Source organism: Kitasatospora sp. NPDC059327 (assembly GCF_042752535.1).
Classification (GTDB): domain Bacteria; phylum Actinomycetota; class Actinomycetes; order Streptomycetales; family Streptomycetaceae; genus Kitasatospora.
The window spans coordinates 28,329-46,566 of the sequence record NZ_JBHYYB010000045.1 but is presented as its reverse complement, the minus strand read 5'-3'; the positions used below and the strand labels follow the sequence as shown (position 1 = coordinate 46,566).

Here is an 18,238-nt window from a genome sequence, read left to right as displayed (position 1 = left end):
CCTCCCCCGCTCGCACCCGGACGTACGCTGGAATCGTAGACCGCACCCGGCCGACGGGAGGTGCACGGGTATGCGAGCCACCACACCGCGGCGCTGGAAGAGCGGCACCGAACCCAGGACCGCCCGGAGCGACCTCAAACTGCGCTATCTGCTGTCACTGACGTTCACGCCGCTGTTCGCGGTCGCCACGGTGGCCTTCGCGGTGTGGGCCGCCAACGCTCCGGCGTACGGCGCCCCCAGCCGGGGCACCCTCACCGGATTCGCGGTCGCCTGCGGAATCCTCACCCTGTTCGCCGTCGTCGATCTCGTCGTTGTCGTCCGGCGCCGCCGGACCGAGTTCTGACGCGGTATCTCCCACGGAGTGGGACGTCGGCCCGTCCGACGTCCCACTCCGTCGTCCCGCGCCCGCTCAGCGGTTGCCGACCGCCTGCTTCACCAGCGTCCGCCCGAAGTCCCACATCAGGCCGCTCCCCCGGTGCGCGTCGTCCATCACCTCGGTGAAGGCGTCGACGAACCGGTCCACGTCCCGATCGGTGATGATCAGCGGCGGGATCAGCTTGATCACCTCCAGGTGGTCACCGGAGACCTGGGTGAGGATCCGGTGCCGCTGCAGCAGCGGGACGACCACCATCTGCGCGAACAGGCCCTTGCGCGCCGCCTGCAACGCCGTCCACCCGGTCCGCAGCTTCAGCGACCTCGGCCGGCCGAACTCGATCCCGATCATCAGCCCGCGACCGCGCACCTCGGCCAGCAGCTCGTACCGGTCGACCAGCGCGGTCAGCCGCTCCCGGAACCGGTCCCCGACGGCGCGGGCGTTCTCCACCACCTTCTCGTCCCGCATCACCTCCAGGGTGGCCAGGCCCGCCGCCATCGCCTGCGCGTTGGCGCCGAAGCTGGCCGAGTGCACCAGCACCCGGTCCATCGAGGAGTAGACCTTCTCGAAGATCCAGCTCTTGCCGAGCGTCGCCCCGACCGGTACGTAGCCGCCGGAGAGCGCCTTGGCCGCGCAGACCAGGTCGGGGAGCACGCCCTCCTCGTGCTGGTAGGCGAAGAACTCCCCGGTCCGGCCGATGCCGGTCTGCACCTCGTCGCAGATCAGCAGGGCCTTGTGCTCGTGCAGCAGCTCCTGCGCCGCGCGCAGCCAGCCCGGCGGCGGGGCCTGCACGCCCTTGCCCTGGATCGGCTCCACGATCAGCGCCGCGACATCGCCCTTCTTCAACTCCTTGGCCAGCGCCCCGAGGTCACCGAGCGGGATCGCGGTGTCCGGCAGCAGCGGGTCGAAGCCCTTGCGGAAGCCGCTCTCGCCGTTGACCGAGAGCGAGCCGGTGGTCAGCCCGTGGAAGGCGTGGTCGGCGTAGAGCACCCGCCGGCGCCCGGTGGCGCAGCGGGCGAACTTCAGCGCCGTCTCCACCGCCTCGGTGCCGCTGTTGCCGAAGAAGACCCGGTCCAGCCCGGGCGCGTGGCCCAGCAGTCGCTCGGCGAGCAGGCCGGGCAGCGGCGAACAGTCGAACCGGACCAGGTCGGGCAGGTCGAGGTCCATCACCTGCTGGACCGCCCCGCGGACCACCGGGTGGTGGCGCCCCAGCGCGAAGATGCCGAAGCCGGCCAGCATGTCGAGGTACTCGTTCCCCTCGGCGTCGTAGAAGTACTGGCCCTCGGCGCGCTCGTAGTACTTGTCGAAACCGATGGTGTGCAGCATCCGCGGCAGTTGCGGATTGAGGTAGCGGCTGTGCAGCTCGTACCGTTCGCCGCCGCGCTCGGCGAGCAGGGCGGCGAGGTCGAAGCGGGCTTCGGTGCGGTCGGGGTCAGCCGGCATGGCGCTGGTTCGCTCCTCTGGTCGGTAGCAGGTTCTTGGCGAAGGCAGCGGTCTGCGCGGCGACCCCGGTACCGGTCAGGCCGGTCTCCTCCAGGATCTCGCCCCGGGCGGCGTGGCCGAGGAACTCCTGCGGCAGGCCGAGCACCCGCACGGGGACGTCCACATCGGCGTCCCGCAACGCCTGGGCGATCGCGGCACCCACACCGCCGGTCCGACCGTTGTCCTCGACCGTGACGACCAGCCGGTGCGCGGCCGCCAGCGCGGGCAGGGCCGGGTCGACCGGCTTGACCCAGCGCGGGTCGACGACCGTCGCGGTGAACCCCTCGGCCAGCAGCAGCCGCGCGGCGTCCAGCCCGGCGGCCGCCGTGGTGCCGACGGTGACCAGCAGGATCTCCGGCAGCTCGGCGGTCCGCAGCAGGACGTCCACGCCGCCGACGCGCTCCACGGCCGGCACGGCCGGCCCGATGTTCCCCTTCGGGAACCGGACCACCGTCGGCGCGTCGGCCACGTCCACCGCCTCGCGCAGCTGGGCCCGCAGCTGGTCGGCGTCGCGCGGGGCGGCCAGCCGCAGACCGGGGACGACCTGCAGGATCGACATGTCCCACATGCCGTTGTGCGAGGCGCCGTCCGGGCCGGTCACCCCGGAGCGGTCGAGGACGAAGGTCACGCCCAGCCGGTGCAGCGCGACGTCCATCAGCACCTGGTCGAAGGCCCGGTTGAGGAAGGTCGCGTACACCGCGACCACCGGGTGCAGCCCACCGGTGGCCAGCCCGGCCGCGCTGGTCACGGCATGCTGCTCGGCGATCCCGACGTCGAAGATCCGCTCCGGGTAGGCCCGGGCGAACTTGCCCAGCCCGACCGGCTGGAGCATCGCGGCGGTGATCGCGACCAGGTCCGGCCGCTCCGCGCCGAGCCCGAGCATCTCCTCGCCGAAGACGGACGTCCAGGAGACCCCGTCACTGGGCGAGATGGGCAGGCAGGTGTACGGGTCGATCGGGTTGACGGCGTGGAAGCGGTCCGCCTCGTCCTGCTCGGCCGGACCGTAGCCGCGGCCCTTCACGGTCAGGCAGTGCACGATGACCGGGCCGCCGAAACCGCGGGCCTGGCGCAGCGCCTGCTCCACCGCGCCCACGTCGTGGCCGTCGATCGGGCCGAGGTACTTGAGCCCGAGGTCCTCGAACATGCCCTGCGGGGCGAAGGCGTCCTTGAAGCCCTTCTTGGCGCCGTGCAGCGCGTCGAAGATCGGCTGCCCGACGAGCGGGGTGCGTTGCAGCGCTCCCTTGCCGAGGGCGAGGAAGCGCTCGTACCCCTGGGTGGTGCGCAGCGTGGCCAGGTGGTTGGCGAGGCCGCCGATGGTCCTGGCGTAGGAGCGCTCGTTGTCGTTGACGACGATGACCAGCGGCCGGTCCCGGGCCTCGGCGATGTTGTTGAGCGCCTCCCAGGCGAGGCCGCCGGTGAGTGCCCCGTCGCCGATCACCGCGACGGTCTGCCGGTCGTACTGGCCGAGCAGCCGGGCGGCCTTGGCGAGGCCGTCGGCGTAGGAGAGGGCGGTGGAGGCGTGCGAGTTCTCGACCAGGTCGTGTTCGGACTCCGCGCGCGAGGGATAACCGGACAGGCCGCCTCTGGAGCGCAGTTTCGAGAAGTCCTGCCGACCGGTGAGCAGTTTGTGGACGTAGCTCTGGTGGCCGGTGTCCCAGACGATCCGGTCGTACGGCGAGTCGAACACCCGGTGCAACGCGATGGTCAGCTCCACCACGCCGAGATTCGGGCCGAGATGGCCTCCGGTCCGGGTGACGGCGTCGATCAGGAAGGCGCGGATCTCGTCGGCGAGGAGCGGGAGGTCGGCGGCCGGGATCTTCCGCAGGTCGGCCGGGGACGTGACGCCGGAGAGCAGTGACATGTGTTCACCTCACGACTCGGAGCAGTACGGTGGTGCCCCCCTGTGGCGGGTTCGCCCGGCACAGGGGGCGGCCCCGTGCCGGGCGGAGCGCGGTCAGCGGCCGCGGTTGGCGCCGACGGTCTCGCTGAGCGCGCGCAGCGACTCCTTGAGCGAGCCCATGGTGGCGAGGACGGCGGTCGGCTCGTAGCCGCAGTGCGCCATGCAGTTGGCGCAGCGCGCGTCCTTGCCGCGGCCGTACTTCGACCAGTCGGTCTTCTCGATCAGCTCGCGGTAGGTGGGCACGTACCCGTCGGCCATCAGGTAGCAGGGGCGCTGCCAGCCGAAGAGCGAGTAGTTGGGGATGCCCCAGGCGGTGCACTCGAAGTCGACCTTGCCCTCCAGGAAGTCCAGGAAGAGCGGGCTGTGGTTGAGCCGCCAGCGCCGCCGGTTGCCGCCGGAGAAGGTCTTGCGGAAGAGCTCCCTGGTCTGCTCGACGCCGAGGAAGTGCTCCTGGTCGGGCGCCTTCTCGTAGGCGAACGCCGGGGAGATCATCATCTCGTCGACCTTCAGGTCGTCGTTGAGGTAGTCCAGCACGTCGATGATGGTCTGCGGGGTGTCGGTGTTGAAGAAGGTGCTGTTGGTGGTGACCCGGAAGCCGCGCCGCTTGGCCTCCTTGATCGCCTCCACCGCCTCGTCGAAGGTCCCCTCCTTGGCCACCGAGGCGTCGTGCCGCTCGCGCAGTCCGTCGATGTGCACGGTGAAGGTGAAGTAGGGCGAGGGGGTGAACTTGTCCAGCTTCTTGCGCAGCAGCAGCGCGTTGGTGCAGAGGAAGACGTACTTGCGACGCGCCACCAGCTGGCGGACGATCTCATCGATCTGCGGGTGCATCAGCGGCTCGCCGCCGGCGATCGAGACCATCGGGGCGCCCGACTCCAGCACCGCGCCGACCGCCTGGGCGACCGGCATGCGCTGCTTCAGCACACCGGCCGGGTGCTGGATCTTGCCGCAGCCCTCACAGGCGAGGTTGCAGGCGAAGAGCGGTTCCAGCTCGACGATCAGCGGGAACTTGTCCCGTCGCTTGAGCTTCTGCTGCATGAGATAGGTGCCGACCCGCACGGTCTGGCGCAACGGCATGGCCATGGCTAGCTCGCCTCCTGGGGGAGCGTCGAGGGTGTGGGGTGGTTGAGGGTCGTGGACACCGGGCCGCCCGACCGGGCCCGGTCCCGCTGGTGCCAGTCCACCAGCGCGGGCACGGTGGCCCGCAGGGTGCGCCAGGCGCGGACGCCGGCCGGCAGGGTGCCCGGACGCAGCAGCTCGCGCTCGGGGGTGTCGACCACCACCCGCAGGACGGCGCAGGGCAGTGCCGGGCGGATCTCCTGGAGGGCGGCGAGGACCGCGGCGGCCTCCATGTCGACGGCGAGCGCGCCCTGCAGGTGCAGGGCGCGGCGCTCCAGGCCGCGCACCACGTGGTCGGCGGTGTGGTGCACCCCGGTGTGGGTCGTCAGCCCGCGCGACGTCAGCGCCCGGCTGAGCTCGGGCCCCGAGTCCACCGCGAAGAGGTTCCCCTCGGCATCGCGCACCCCGTCCGCAACGATGACGTCACCGGGTGTTATTCCCGGGGCCACGGCGGCCCCGAATCCGGCCACCACGACGGCGCCGTAGCCGCCGGGGACGGCGGTCAGCAGCCGTCTGACGGTGTGGGAGGCCCGGCGGCGGCCGACGCCGGTGCGGACCAGCACCGGCGGTCCGCCGGCAGCGCCGCGCCAGTCCCCGCCGCGCAGGGCCCAGACCTCGGGGCCGAGCGCGCAGAGCACCAGCAGGGGAGCGGGCTTCACCGGGCCGCCCCGATCGCCGGGCTGCCGGTGGCGGGGGCGCCCTTGGCGCCGGGGGCGGTGTCCCGGCCGGTGGCGGGGCTGCCGTGCAGGTACCGCCCGAGCGCGGTGACCGGGAAGACCAGCCGGTAGAGGTGGTAGTTGATGGAGAAGTCCCACGGGAACCCGGTGCCGGTGAACTGCGGCTCGTCCCAGGTGCCCTCGGGCAGCTGGGTGCGGACCAGCCAGTCGACGCCCCGCACGACCGCCGGGTTGGCCCGGCCCTCCGGCCCCTCGCCGGCCGCGAGAAGCGCCATCAGCGCCCAGGCGGTCTGCGAGGCGGTGGAGTCGCCGCGCCCGGCCCAGCGGGCCGGGTCCTCGTAGGAGCGCATGTCCTCGCCCCAGCCGCCGTCGGTGTTCTGCCGGTCCTCCAGCCAGCGGACGGCGCGCCGGATCGCGGGGTGCTCGTCCGGGACGCCGGCCGCCACCAGGGCGGGCAGCACCGAGCCGGTACCGTAGATGTAGTTGGTGCCCCAGCGACCGAACCAGGAGCCGTCGGCCTCCTGGTTGCGCAGCAGCCACTCCACGCCCCGGCGGGTGCTCGGCTCCTTGCCCCGGCCGACCTCGGCGAGCATCTCCACCACGTGGGCGGTGACGTCGGCGGACGGCGGGTCGACCACCTCGCCGAAGTCGCAGAACGGCAGCTTGTTCGGCAGGGTGCTGGTGTTGTCGACGTCGAACGCGCCCCAGGCACCGTTCTTGGACTGCATGCCGAGGTTCCAGCCGACCCCTCGGTCGACCGCCCCGCCCACCTTGGCGGGGTCGGGGTGGGCGACCCGGCGCAGCGCGAGCACCACCTCGGCGGTGTCGTCGATGTCGGGGTAGGTGTCGTTCTCGAACTCGAACGCCCAGCCGCCGGGAGCGAGCGAGGGCCTCTGGACGGACCAGTCGCCGCGCCGGGTGATCTCCTCGGCGAGCATCCAGTCGACGGCGGAGACCAGCGCCGGGTGGTCGGCCGGCAGCCCGGCGTCGGCCAGCGCGATGGTGGCCAGGCAGGTGTCCCAGACCGGGGACTGGCAGGCCTCCAGCCAGCGCCGGCCGTCCTCGGTGTGCACGGTGAAGCGGTCGAAGGAGGAGAGCCCGGCCTGCATCACCGGGTGCTCCAGCTCGTAGCCCTCCAGGTGCAGGGCGATCAGCGAGTAGACGGCGGGCGGCTGGATCCCGCCCCAGCAGCCGTCCGCCTCCTGGCGCTCGACGATCCAGCGGCAGGCCTGCGAGAGGGCGAGCCGGCGCAGCGGGCGCAGCGCCCGGCGGTGGTAGGCGTGCAGCACCTTGTCCAGGCGTTCGAAGACGCCGTCCCAGGTGGTGGCGGGCGCCAGCGGGCGCTCGGGGAAGGGGTGCTCCGGGTCGGTGTGCAACTCGGTCAGCGGGAAGGGCGCGGGCCGCACCGGGCGGTGGGCCGAGACGATGGTGAGCGGCACGATGGTCTGCCGGGCCCAGCAACCGAAGGCGTAGATGTTCAGCGGGAGCCACTTGGGCAGGAAGATGATCTCCGGTGGCATCTCGGGCAGTCGTGCCCAGGGCCACCAGCCGAAGAGCGCGAGCCAGATCCGGGTGAAGACCCGGGCGGCCGCGATGCCGCCGGCGGACCGGACGTAGCGGGCGGCGGCGAGCATGTGCGGGGCATCGGGGTCGTCGCCGGCGAGTTTGAGGGCGACGTAGGCCTCGACCGTGGTGGAGAGCTCGGCCGGTCCGCCGTGGAAGGTGGACCAGGTGCCGTCCTCCCGCTGTTGGGAGCGGATCCACTCGGCGGTGGGCTTGGTCTGCTCCTCCGTCCGGATCCCGAGGAACTGTCGGAGCAGTAAGTCCTCGGCGTCCATGGTGACGTTGGTCTCCAGGTCGCCCTTCCACCAGCCCTCGGAGCTCTGCAGCGAGAGCAGGTGGGTGGTGGCGCGGGCGAGTGCCTCCTCGGCCGAGACCGGACCGTCCTGCTCCTGGTCGGGCCGGTCGGCCGCACCGGCGTCCGGTCCCGCGGGCTGCCACCGCCCGGCGCTCAGCAGCGCCGGGGGGCGGTCGCCCACCGCGACCGGCTCGGAATCGTACTCAGGGTCGAGCCGGCCGTCCGCGGTTGCTGTCAACGTAACGTCACCTCTCTCGTACCACCACGAATTCGGCGAGTGCGACGAAGTGCTCGCGCACCACATCGGGCATGGGCACCTCGTCCAGAGCGGCGAGGGCAGTCGTGTGCTGGCGGCGGGCCTCCTCCTGGGTCCAGGCGCGGCCGCCGGCCTCCTCGATCAGCGCGGCGCGGGCGGCGAGCTCGGGCTCGCTCTCCTCGCCGCGCCCCGACGGGTCGGCCAGCTGTTCGGCGAGCCGACGCGAGGCCGCGCCGCCCTCGGCGAGCGCCGCGGCGACCGGCAGGGACTTCTTGCGCTGGCGGAGGTCCCCCCAGTGCGGCTTGCCGGTGACCTCGGTGGCCCCCCAGATGCCCAGCAGGTCGTCCACCGCCTGGAAGGCCAGGCCCAGGTGGTGGCCGTAGCGCTGGAGGGAGTCCGAGACCCGGTCGTCGGCGCCGGCCAGGACGGCGCCGATCGCGGAGGCGGCGGCGAGCAGGGCGGCGGTCTTGCCGCCCTCCATCTCCAGGCACTCGGCGACGGTGACGGTGTCCCGCTGTTCGAAGGCGACGTCCATGGCCTGGCCGTCGATGAGCCGCCGGGTGGCGGTGGTGAGCAGGCGGACGGCGCGCGCGGCGTCGGCGGGGCTCGCGCCACCGGCGGTGGCGGCGTCGAGCAGCACCTCCGTACCGAGCGTGGCCAGGGCGTCACCCACCAGGATCGCCTGGGCCGGTCCGAAGACCGTCCAGGCGGTGGCCCGGTGCCGTCTGGTCTCGTCACCGTCCATCAGATCATCATGGAGCAGGGAGAAGTTGTGCACCAGTTCAACGGCGACCCCACCGGGCACACCGGCCTCCGCCGGGGCGCCGACGGACTGGGCCGAGAGCAGGGCCAGCGCGGGGCGCACGGCCTTGCCGCCGTCCCCCGCGACCGGCGTGCCGTCCCGGTCGATCCAGCCGAAGTGATAGGCCCCCACGGTGTCCATCGGCGCGGCCAGACCGGCGACGGCGGCCCGCAGCGGCGGGGTGCAGAGCGTGCGGCTGCGGGCGAGCAGCTCCGGCACCGAAACCGGTTCGGCGTGCGCCGTGCCTCCGACGGCAGTGCCGGTGCGTGACTCCACGTGCGTTCCCTCTCCCTGGTGGTGCCGGGCCGCACGGGACGGCCGGGCGCTTGCGATGTCGATGAGACCGGTGCGGCCGGCGGCGGGGCGGCCGGATCTCGCGGGGTCGCCGGGACCGGCGACGGGGCCCTGCGTCACCTGGGCCACCTCCCGTCACCCCGGTCCACCGGAAGCCGGGTGCCGGCGCCGGCGAGTGCCGCGTCGGCCGCGGCGTGGCCGCTGCGCACGGCCCCTTCCATGGTCGCGGGCCACCCGGTGGCCGTCCACGCGCCGGCCAGCAGCAGGCCCGGGACGTTCGTCCGGGCCGGCGGGCGCACCGCCGCGGTCCCGGGGGCCGGGTCGAAGGTGGCGGTGCGCTCACGGGTGACGAAGAAGTCCAGCACCTCGGCCCCGGCGGCGGCCGGGAGCAGACGGGCCAGCTCCGGCAGGTAGCGGCGGCGCAGTTCGGCCACCGGCAGGTCGATCTCGTCCTGGACGGCGGACTGGGAGAGCGCCAGGTACTGGGCCCCGGGGTGGGCCCGGCCCAGCTCCGTCCCGGCCAACCCGGAGTGCGGGGTGCGGTCGAAGACCCACTGCACCGGCGAGCCGAGCGCGGCGAAGAACGGGCGGCGCAGCACCTCGCGGTCGTAGACCACGTGCACGTTGAGGATCGGCGCGGTGCCGAAGTCGGCCAGCCGCTGCTGGGCGTCGACGGCGTCGGGCGGCAGCAGGGCGGCCGCGGTGTCCTGGGCGCCGGCCAGCACCACCGTGTCGGCGGCGAGCAGCTCGCCGCCCTCCAGCCGGACGGCGTGCTGCGGCGCGGACGGCTTGAGCTCGGCGGCCCGGGTGCGCAGCAGCACCTTGACGCCGGCCCGCTCCAGCTCGGCGAGTGCCCGGTCGTGGTGGATCACGCCGAGCGGGACGGCGGCCATGCCGATGTCGGAGGCGCCCGGGTCGGAGAGCAGGCCGGTCTTGAAGACCATCGCGGCCAGCGCCAGTGACACCTGGCCGGCCCGGGCGTTCAGGGTGGCCACGCCCACCAGGTCCCAGAGGGCGGCGAGGGTGCGCTCGTTCTGCCCGTTGCGGCGCAGCCAGTCGCCGAAGGAGACCTCGTCCAGCGCCGGGTCGGTGAGGTCGAGGCCCTGGAGGGCGAGCGCGCCGCGGACCACCCGGGCGCGGTCGGCCACGCTCAGGTGCGGGTAGCGGGCCAGGCTGGCGGCCAGGTGCAGCGGCACGGGCAGGCCGGCCCGGCGGAGCCGGCCGAGCGTGCGCACCGGGGCGTCGGCGGGCCCGGCCACGCCGAGCACCGGGATGTCCAGCCGGTCCTGGAGACGGACCAGCCGGCCGGCCCCGAGCCGGTCGAGCAGGCCCCGGTAGGCCGTGCAGCAGCGCAGGTAGACGTGCTGCCCGTTGTCGACGGTCAGCTCGCCGCGCTGGAACGAGAAGGCCAGGCCGCCCAGCCGGGGGCGGCCCTCGACCAGGGTGACCCGGTGGTCGGCCTCGGCCAGCCGGAGCGCGGCGGTGATGCCTGCCAGGCCGCCGCCGACCACGACGGCGGCCGGGCGCGCGGCATCGGCTCGCCCGGTCATCGGCCCTCCCCCTCGCATCCGGCGCCCGACCCGGTCCTGGCCGGGGCGCTCGTGGTCAACACGGTGGTGCCCAACACGGTGGTCAACACGGCTCTACCCATAAGTGATTCCCCGCTGACACAGCGTGACAGAACTGCGGCGAGAATCAAGAACGCCCCCCGGCGAGCCCGGAAAGCGCCACGTACGCCTTCTCCCAGCCCGGCAGCGAGACCCGGCCGCGCAGGACCGACTCCGGGTCGGCCGCGATCCGGCCGAGCAGCCGGTGGTAGATCCCGGCCATCGCCGCGGTGCAGGCCCGGCTGCGGCGGTCGAGCATCGGCAGCAGCCGCAGGCCCTCCTCGAAGGCCGCCTGGGCCCGGGCGGCCTCGAAGGCCACCAGGCCGGTGAAGTCGGCGCCGACCGCCGGCCGGGGCAGCGCGAAGCCCTGCTCGCAGCCGAACCGGGCGAGGTCCTCGGCGGGCAGATAGGTGCGGCCGTTGAGGGCGTCCTCGCGCAGGTCGCGCAGGATGTTGGTGAGCTGGAGGGCCAGGCCCAGGGTGTCGGCGTAGCGGGCCCCGCGCTCGGGGTCGTCGCAGCCGTACACGCCGAGCGAGAGCCGGCCGATCGCGCCGGCGACGCAGCGGCAGTAGACCTTGAGCTCCTCGTACGTCTGGTACTCGGCGCCCTTGAGGTCCATCTCGACGCCGTCGATCAGTTCGTCGAAGCCGCCGAGCGGGATCGGGAACCGCCGGGCGGTGTCCGCCAGCGCGACCTTGATCGGGTCGGTGTCGTCCTCCGCGACCGAGCCGGCCCGGATCTCGTCCAGCAGCTCGCGCGTGCGCAGCAGCGCCTCGGCCTTGCGATCGGCGGGGAGCTCGCCGTCGCCGATGTCGTCGACCCGCCGCGCCAGGGCGTAGAGGGCAGACATGGCCAGCCGCTTCGGCTCCGGCAGCAGGCGGATGCCGTAGCTGAAGTTGCGGGCCTGCAGTCCGGTGACTGCCTCGCAGTAGCGGTACGCCGCCATGACCTGCGCCGACGCCAGTGGTGATGCCGCCACTCGGGCGTTCACCTTCCCTTCGCGAAGATGGCCGCCGCCCGCACTGCGAGGCGGCGCTTGTCCGGCTTCGTCTGCTGGGCGAGCACGTCGTACCCGGCGTCCTCGACGGCCGCCAGGGCCGCGTACCCGCCGGCGGTGAATCCCGCCAGGAGCAGTCGAAGCCTCCCCCGAACCGTACCTACCAATGGCGCGCCGCGGTCCAGCAGGGTGCGGGCCCGGTCGACCTCGTGGGCGATCAGCTCGCGCACCGCGGGGCCGGCGGCCGGGGCGGCGAGGTCCGCCTCGGTGACGCCGAAGCGGGCCAGGTCCTCGGCCGGGAGGTAGATCCGGCCGCGGGCGAGGTCCTCGGCGACGTCCTGGATGTGCTCGACCACCTGGAGGCCGCTGCAGACGGCGTCGGAGAGCTCGATCCGCTCGGGGGTGGCGACTCCCGCGATGGCCAGCACCAGGCGGCCGACCGGGTCGGCGGAGAGCGTGCAGTAGCCGATCAGGTCCTGGTAGCCGGCGTAGCGGGCGGTGGTCTGGTCCACCCGGTTGGCCTCGATCAGACGGCGGAACGGCTCCGGGGTGAGCGCGTGCCGGTCCACCAGCGGGACGAGGCCGCGCATCAGCGGGTGGCGGGGGGTCTCGGCGGCCCCGGGGCGCAGGGCGGTCTCGAAGACCCGGTCGAGGTCCCGCTCCAGCCCGTCGAGCAGCGCGAGCCGGAAGGCGACCTCCGCCGGACCCGGCGGGCCGGACTGGGCCGAAGGAGTGACGGGGGGCCGCTCGGCCACCCCGAGCAGCCGGGCGGCGCCGGCCGGATCGGCCAGGTCACCGTCGCCGGCGTCGTCGACCAGCCGGGCGAAGCCGTAGACCGCCATCAGGTCGTCCCGCCAGGCGGCGGGCAGGAAGAAGGGGGCGACCGGGAAGTTCTCCGCGCTCGCCTTGTCCAGCGTCTCTCCCGCTGAACCGTCCACCGTCCCGTCGCCGGGCCGGGACTCACTACTGGGCTGGGCCGAAGCCGACACTGCTGTCACTCCCCCGTTCTACACCGCTCGGTACGACCGGCCTGAGTCGGACACGCGTCCGATATCGGGGGTCACCTCCGACACACCACCCCCGCGCCTTACAGCCTGACACCACCGGCCGCGCCGGAGAAGGGCGCCCCACCCGGCGCGCGGGGGCGCTCACCCGCCCAGCGGCGGGCCACCCGGCGTACCCCGGGGCCGCCTCCGGGGACCGGGCCGGTGGTCGGCGAACGACGGAGGGCCGGTGACCGGGGCTGCCCCGGTCACCGGCCCTCCGTACGGGCCCCGCGGTGCTACGGCCGGTCGCCGCGCTCGTAGCGGCTCACGACCTCCTCGGTCGGGCCGTCCATCACCAGCTCGCCGGCCTCGATCCAGATGGTCCGCTCGCAGACCTCGCGGATCGAGCTGTTGTCGTGGCTGACCAGGAAGACCGTACCGGCCGACCCGCGCAGCTCGTCGATCCGCTTCTTGCTGCGCTGCTGGAACGCCTGGTCGCCGGTGGCCAGCGCCTCGTCGATCAGCAGCACGTCGTGGGTCTTCGCCGCCGCGATGGAGAACCGCAGACGGGCGCCCATGCCGGAGGAGTAGGTGCGCATCGGCAGGGAGATGAAGTCGCCCTTGTCGTTGATGCCCGAGAACTCGACGATGTCGTTGTAGCGCTCGCGCACCTGGGCCGGGGTCATCCCCATCGCCAGGCAGCCGAGGACGACGTTGCGCTCGCCGGTGAGCTCGTTCATCAGCGCCGCGTTGACGCCCAGCAGCGAGGGCTGGCCGTTGGTGTAGATGCCGCCCCGCTCGGTCGGCAGCAGGCCGGCGATGGCGGCCAGCATGGTCGACTTGCCGGAGCCGTTGGAGCCGATCAGGCCGATCGCCTCACCCTTGTACGCGGTGAAGCTGATCCCCTTGACGGCGTGCACCTCGCGCACGCCCGCGGAGCGCTTGCGGCTGATGATGCGGCTGATCGCGGAGGTCGCGCTGCCCTTGCCGGAGCCGGCGCCGTGCACCCGGTAGACGATGTGCACGTCGTCGACCACCACGGTGGGCTCGCGGGCGACGTCGGCGTCCCGCACGGTCGGTCCCTTTCGCAGGTCGGTGTCAGCCACGGCCGTACTCCTCCTCGGCCTTCCAGAAGAAGACGTATCCGATCACGAACATTCCGACCGCCCAGAGGATGCCGTACGTCCACTGGTGCGGCGGGAACACCTGGTGCTGGGGGACGTGCTTGTTGTAGATCACCGGCGCGAAGGCGTGCCGGACCAGGTCCATGTAGACCGAGGCCGGGTTGAACTGCATCACCTTCTGCCAGAACTCCGGCCAGGTGCTGATCTTGTCCTGGATGCTGAACATCACGCCGGAGAGGAACATCCAGGCCCGCATCGCGAACGGGATGAGCTGCGAGATGTCACTGGTCTTGGCACCGATCCGGGCCATCACCAGGGCCACCCCGGTGTTGAACAGCGACTGCAGGAGCAGCGCCGGGACCACGGCCAGCCAGGTGCGGCCCGGCTCGATGCCGCTGGCCAGCACGACGCCGACCAGCACGACCATCGAGATCAGCAGCTGCTGGAGCTGGATCACCGTGAAGGCGATCGGCAGCGAGGCGCGGGGGAAGTGCAGCGCGCGGATCAGCCCGAGGTTGTCGGAGATCGCCCGGGTGCCGGACTGCACCGCGTTCTGGGTGAACTGGAACACGAAGACACCGATGCACAGCCAAGCGGTGTAGGTGCCGTCCGGGAAGCCGTCCTTGCTCTTCAGGATCACACCGAAGACCAGGTAGAACACCGCGCAGTTCAGCAGCGGGGTCACGACCTGCCAGAGCTGGCCGAGCTTGGCGTCGGTGTACTGGGCCACCAGGCGGGCGGTGGCGAAGGCCCAGATGAAGTGCCGCCGGGCCCACAGCTGCTTGGAGTAGGTGATCAGGCCGGGCCGTCTGCCGCTGACCGCCAGACCGTACTTGTCCGCAAGCTGCTTGGGGGTCAGGCCCGCGTCTGCCCCCCTCGGGGCCGAGAGGCTGACGGATTCACTCACTGTCGACACATTCGTCCTTCGCGCGGGATCGGGTCGGGGCGGACCGGTCGGCGGGGGGTCCGCCGGCCTTGCGCCGAGGGGGATCCACTCGGATCACGGGGGAGAGTCCGGCCGGTGCGTGCTCACCGGCCGCTGCGATCGGACGACCGTACGACGTCTGAACCGTACGGTTCAAATCACCGCACGGCCGCCCAACCTACGATCAGATGACCGGCGGTCGGCCCAGCCTGGTCAGTCGCCAAACGGTACGCCATCGCATGGGCCGCCGCGTACCGCAGGGTTCGCGCCAGCCCGCCCGGAACCCGCCCCACCAGGCCTTCAGCGCCTCCGAGGAGGGGCGGCGGGCCAGGGTCAGCAGGAACCAGGTTCCCAGGTAGAGAGGCACGAACAGGGCCGGAAGGTTCCGTCGGGCGAGCCACACCCTGTTGCGGGCCACGTTGTGGAAGTACGAGGCGTGCCGGGCCGGCGAGGTGGTGGGATGGTGCAGCACCACGTCGGCCCGGTAGTCGATGCCCCAGCCGGCGTCCAACGCGCGCCAGGCGAGGTCGGTCTCCTCGTGCGCGTAGAAGAACTCGGCGGGCAGCTGGCCGGCCTGCTCGAACACCGTGCAGCGCACGGCGCTCGCGCCGCCCAGGAAGGTGGTCACCCGGGAGGAGCGCAGCGGTTCGCCGGCGCGCAGCCGGGGGACGTGCCGGCGCTGGGTGACGCCGGTGTCGGGGTCCGCGATCCGGAAGCTGACGATGCCCAGCTCCGGATCGGCGGTGAAGGCCTCGCGCAGCAGGCGGGCCGAGTCGGTGCCCGGCAGCCGGCCGTCGTCGTCCAGGAACAGGACGGCGTCGACGTCCCGGCCGTCCCTGCCGAACAGCTCGATGCCGACGTTGCGGCCGCCGGGGATGCCGAGGTTCTCCGGCAGCTCGACGCTGCGCACGTCCGCCGGGAGCGGCGGCAGCGGGGCGCCGTTGGCGACCACGGCCAGCTCGACGGCCGGGCCCTCCTGGGCACGGACCGACTCGATCAGGGCGTTCAGCTCGGCCGGGCGGTTGCCCATCGTGATGATGACCGCGCCGAGCCGGAAGGTGTCGGCGGAGCCGGCCCGCACCCGGCCGGTCACGGCGCTCACCGGAGCCTGCTGGAGAGGACGATGCTCAGCAGGTGCAGCACGGTCTGCAGCATGGCGATCGCGGCCAGCACGACCACCGCGAGCCGGGTGAAGAACAGCCCGCCGTGCACGGCGTCCGCGACGCCGGCGGCGAGGATGAGCAGCGAGGCCTCGACCGCGCCCACCAGTCGGTGGAACTTGAGGAAGGAGGCCGCCCGGCGGGCCTTGGCGACACCGGACGAACGCGGCACCGAGGCGCTGTCCTCGACCGCCGTCAGACCGCTGCGGGCCCGGGCCACGTCCACCAGGTCCGTCTCGGACTTGATCAGGATGGCGCCGAGCGCGGCCAGCGTGCCGAGGAAGGCCCACTCCCAGTGGGCGGTGGTGCCGGCCCGGTGGAAGAGGTCGCAGCCGCGCAGGCCGAGGCCGGTCAGCAGGGCCGCCTCGGACATGTAGTGGCCGACCCGGTCCAGGTAGACGCCGGTGAGCGAGGTCTGCCGGCGCCAGCGGGCGACCTCGCCGTCCACGCAGTCCAGCAGTAGGTAGACCTGGATGAGCAGGGCGCCGAGGATCGCGCCGGCGAGGCCGGGGATGATCAGCGCGGCCCCGGCCAGGATGCCGGTGACCATCATCAGGTAGGTCAGGCCGTTGGGCGTGATCGCCGTCACGGTGGAGAGCACGCGGGTGATCCGCAGCGAGATCCGCCGCATGTAGAGGCGGCCGGCCCAGTGCTCCGCACTGCGGCGCTGGAGCATGCCCTCCGGGTGGATCACCGCGCGCAGTTCCTCGACGGAGGGGCGGCGGGTCAGATCCACCGGGGCCGGGGGCGAGCCCTTCGTGGCGGGGTCAGCTGTTGACGGCTTGGACATAGTCGGCGTACGCGTCCCTGATCGCTGATGGGGAGAGGTCGAGGTGCTCAAGAATGGTGAAGCGGCCCGGGCGGGTATTCGGAGCGTAGTGCACCGCTTCGGTGAACTCCGCCTCGGTGAAGCCGATCTGAGCTGCGGTCACCGGCAGGCCGTGACGCGCCAGGCGCTCCACGATCAGACCGGTCAGCTCGCGCTCGCCCCGCAGGAAGCTGGCGAAGGCGGCCCCGAGGCCGACCTGTTCGCCGTGCTGGGCGGATCGCTTGGGATACAGCACGTCCAGGGCATGCGAGATCTCGTGGCAGGCGCCCGACGAGGGCCGGGTACTGCCGGCGATGTTCATCGCGATGCCGGACAGTACCAGGGCTTCCGCGAGCGCTGTGAGGAGGTCCTGATCCTGAAGGTTTCCTGGGTGCCGCAGGAGGTTCTCGCCCGCCGAACGGGCCATCGCCACGGCCAGTCCGTCCACCGGCTCGCCCGTCTCGACCTGGGAGAGCTCCCAGTCCGCGCAGGCCGAGATGTTGGAGATGACATCGCCTATGCCCGCCGCCACGAAGCGCGGCGGGGCCTGCCGGATCACGTCGAGGTCGACCACGATGCCGATCGGACCGGGGACCCCGTAGGACCCCCGCCCGGCGTCGTTGTCGAGGGTGGAGACCGGCGAGCAGATGCCGTCGTGGGCGAGGTTGGTGGCGACCGCGACCAGCGGCAGCCCGACCCGGGCCGCCGCGTACTTGGCGGCATCGATGATCTTGCCGCCGCCGAGGCCGACGATCGCGTCGTAGTGGCCGCCGCGCATCGCGTCCGCCAGTCGCACCGCGCTGTCGAGACTGCCGTCGTCGACGTTGTACCAGTCGGCGCCCGGCAGGGCGGGCTCCAGGCGCTCGCGCAGCACCGCGCCCGAGCCGTTGCTGATCGCCACCGCGATCCGGCCCGAGGTGGAGAGCCGCTGGTCCGCGAGGATGCCGCCGAGCGCGTCCAGCGCGCCCGAGCGGATCTCGACGAAGACCGGCGACGGCACCAGCCGCGTCAGTACTGGCACGCGATCTCCCGTGCCTTGGCCAGGTCGTCGTGGTTGTCGACCTCGACCCAGGAGACCTCGCCGATCGGCTGCACGTCGATCCGCAGGCCGCGGTCGACCATCTCCTGGTAGCCGTCCTCGTAGTACAGCTGCGGGTCGCGCTCGTAGGTGGTGCGCAGCGCGTCGGTGAGATCGGCGGCGGCGGACGGGTTGATCACGGTGAGACCGATGTACTCACCGGTCGCCTCCGCCGGGTCCATCAGCTTGGTGATGCGCCGCATGCCCGCGGCCGGGTCGACGACGACCTTCATCTCCTCGTCGGCGAGCTTCTTCACCGTGTCCAGGGCGAGCAGGATGCCGGGGGCACGGCCCTCCTCGGTGAGCCGCAGGTTGCCCTCCAGCATGGTCCGCTGCACGGAGGCCGGGTGGACGGTGTCGCCGTTGGCCAGCAGCAGGCCCTCGCCGAACAGCTCGCGGGCGCACCAGAGGGAGTAGGCGTTGTTCCACTCCTCCGCCTTGTCGTTCTCGACCAGGGTGAGCTTCACGCCGTACTTCTGCTCCAGGGCCGCCTTGCGGTCCTGGACCGCCTCCTTGCGGTAGCCGACGACGATCGCCGCCTCGCGCAGGCCCACCTCGGCGAAGTTGCCGAGGGTGAGGTCCAGGACGGTCCGCTCCCCGTCGACCGGCACCAGCGCCTTCGGCAGGGTGTCGGTGTACGGGCGCAGCCGGCGGCCGGCGCCGGCTGCCAGAACGAGGCCGATCATGCGGGGTCTCCTGATCCGTCGTGCTGTGCTGGTCCGTCGGGCCGCGCGCCGCTACCGGCCGTCGGGCTGTGCGCTGCCGCAAGCCGCCGGGCCGTGCGCCGCCGCAATG

Annotated in this window: 16 protein-coding genes; 1 reads left to right on the top strand and 15 read right to left on the bottom strand. The window is 72.7% G+C overall.

Features of this window, described 5'->3' with window-relative positions:
• Nucleotides 1-70: 70 nt before the first annotated feature.
• The gene (locus ACFXHB_RS25480) at nucleotides 71-343 is read left to right on the top strand and encodes a DUF6343 family protein (protein ID WP_380576933.1); all 273 of its coding nucleotides are present in this window, start codon (nucleotides 71-73) and stop codon (nucleotides 341-343) included.
• A gap of 66 nt (nucleotides 344-409) precedes the next feature.
• Here the strand turns inward: ACFXHB_RS25480 and ACFXHB_RS25475 are convergent, their stop codons facing one another.
• The 15 genes from ACFXHB_RS25475 to ACFXHB_RS25405 form a co-directional block, all read right to left on the bottom strand.
• A complete protein-coding gene (locus ACFXHB_RS25475) occupies nucleotides 410-1,816 on the bottom strand; it encodes an aspartate aminotransferase family protein (RefSeq protein ID WP_380576932.1) in 1,407 nt (468 codons plus the stop codon).
• Nucleotides 1,806-3,716, bottom strand: coding sequence for a 1-deoxy-D-xylulose-5-phosphate synthase (gene dxs / locus ACFXHB_RS25470; RefSeq protein WP_380576931.1), 1,911 nt, complete (start codon nucleotides 3,714-3,716; stop codon nucleotides 1,806-1,808). Before dxs ends, ACFXHB_RS25475 begins: the two co-directional genes overlap by 11 nt.
• 93 nt (nucleotides 3,717-3,809) lie before the next feature.
• Complete coding sequence (hpnH, locus tag ACFXHB_RS25465; RefSeq protein WP_380576930.1) at nucleotides 3,810-4,835, bottom strand: adenosyl-hopene transferase HpnH; 1,026 nt, start codon at nucleotides 4,833-4,835, stop codon at nucleotides 3,810-3,812.
• Nucleotides 4,836-4,837: 2 nt separating this feature from the next.
• On the bottom strand, nucleotides 4,838-5,530 hold the full coding sequence (locus tag ACFXHB_RS25460; protein WP_380576929.1) for a 1-hydroxy-2-methyl-2-butenyl 4-diphosphate reductase: 693 nt from the start codon (nucleotides 5,528-5,530) through the stop codon (nucleotides 4,838-4,840).
• Nucleotides 5,527-7,644 carry a squalene--hopene cyclase gene (gene shc, locus ACFXHB_RS25455; RefSeq protein ID WP_380576928.1) on the bottom strand — a complete coding sequence of 706 codons (2,118 nt, stop codon included), beginning with the start codon at nucleotides 7,642-7,644 and terminating at the stop codon, nucleotides 5,527-5,529. The genes ACFXHB_RS25460 and shc overlap by 4 nt, the downstream gene beginning before the upstream one ends.
• Nucleotides 7,645-7,651: 7 nt before the next feature.
• Entirely contained in the window at nucleotides 7,652-8,740 is a 1,089-nt protein-coding gene (locus tag ACFXHB_RS25450) for a polyprenyl synthetase family protein (protein WP_380576927.1), read from the bottom strand.
• A 134-nt stretch (nucleotides 8,741-8,874) separates the two neighbouring features.
• Nucleotides 8,875-10,308, bottom strand: a complete 1,434-nt coding sequence (gene hpnE, locus ACFXHB_RS25445) for a hydroxysqualene dehydroxylase HpnE (RefSeq protein ID WP_380576926.1) — start codon at nucleotides 10,306-10,308, stop codon at nucleotides 8,875-8,877.
• A gap of 145 nt (nucleotides 10,309-10,453) precedes the next feature.
• Nucleotides 10,454-11,311, bottom strand: coding sequence for a presqualene diphosphate synthase HpnD (gene hpnD, locus ACFXHB_RS25440; protein ID WP_380576959.1), 858 nt, complete (start codon nucleotides 11,309-11,311; stop codon nucleotides 10,454-10,456).
• A gap of 41 nt (nucleotides 11,312-11,352) precedes the next feature.
• Complete coding sequence (gene hpnC, locus ACFXHB_RS25435) at nucleotides 11,353-12,300, bottom strand: squalene synthase HpnC (protein ID WP_380576958.1); 948 nt, start codon at nucleotides 12,298-12,300, stop codon at nucleotides 11,353-11,355.
• Nucleotides 12,301-12,644: 344 nt separating this feature from the next.
• Entirely contained in the window at nucleotides 12,645-13,454 is an 810-nt protein-coding gene (locus ACFXHB_RS25430; protein WP_380576925.1) for an ABC transporter ATP-binding protein, read from the bottom strand.
• The gene (locus ACFXHB_RS25425) at nucleotides 13,447-14,388 is read right to left on the bottom strand and encodes an ABC transporter permease (RefSeq protein ID WP_380576924.1); all 942 of its coding nucleotides are present in this window, start codon (nucleotides 14,386-14,388) and stop codon (nucleotides 13,447-13,449) included. Before ACFXHB_RS25425 ends, ACFXHB_RS25430 begins: the two co-directional genes overlap by 8 nt.
• A gap of 193 nt (nucleotides 14,389-14,581) precedes the next feature.
• On the bottom strand, nucleotides 14,582-15,427 hold the full coding sequence (locus ACFXHB_RS25420) for a glycosyltransferase family 2 protein (protein WP_380576957.1): 846 nt from the start codon (nucleotides 15,425-15,427) through the stop codon (nucleotides 14,582-14,584).
• A 68-nt stretch (nucleotides 15,428-15,495) separates the two neighbouring features.
• Nucleotides 15,496-16,233, bottom strand: coding sequence for a CDP-alcohol phosphatidyltransferase family protein (locus tag ACFXHB_RS25415; protein ID WP_380576956.1), 738 nt, complete (start codon nucleotides 16,231-16,233; stop codon nucleotides 15,496-15,498).
• A gap of 91 nt (nucleotides 16,234-16,324) precedes the next feature.
• Nucleotides 16,325-17,386 carry an iron-containing alcohol dehydrogenase family protein gene (locus ACFXHB_RS25410; protein WP_380576923.1) on the bottom strand — a complete coding sequence of 354 codons (1,062 nt, stop codon included), beginning with the start codon at nucleotides 17,384-17,386 and terminating at the stop codon, nucleotides 16,325-16,327.
• The gene (locus tag ACFXHB_RS25405) at nucleotides 17,374-18,129 is read right to left on the bottom strand and encodes a sugar phosphate nucleotidyltransferase (protein ID WP_380576922.1); all 756 of its coding nucleotides are present in this window, start codon (nucleotides 18,127-18,129) and stop codon (nucleotides 17,374-17,376) included. The genes ACFXHB_RS25410 and ACFXHB_RS25405 overlap by 13 nt, the downstream gene beginning before the upstream one ends.
• Between the last annotated feature and the right edge of the window lie 109 nt (nucleotides 18,130-18,238).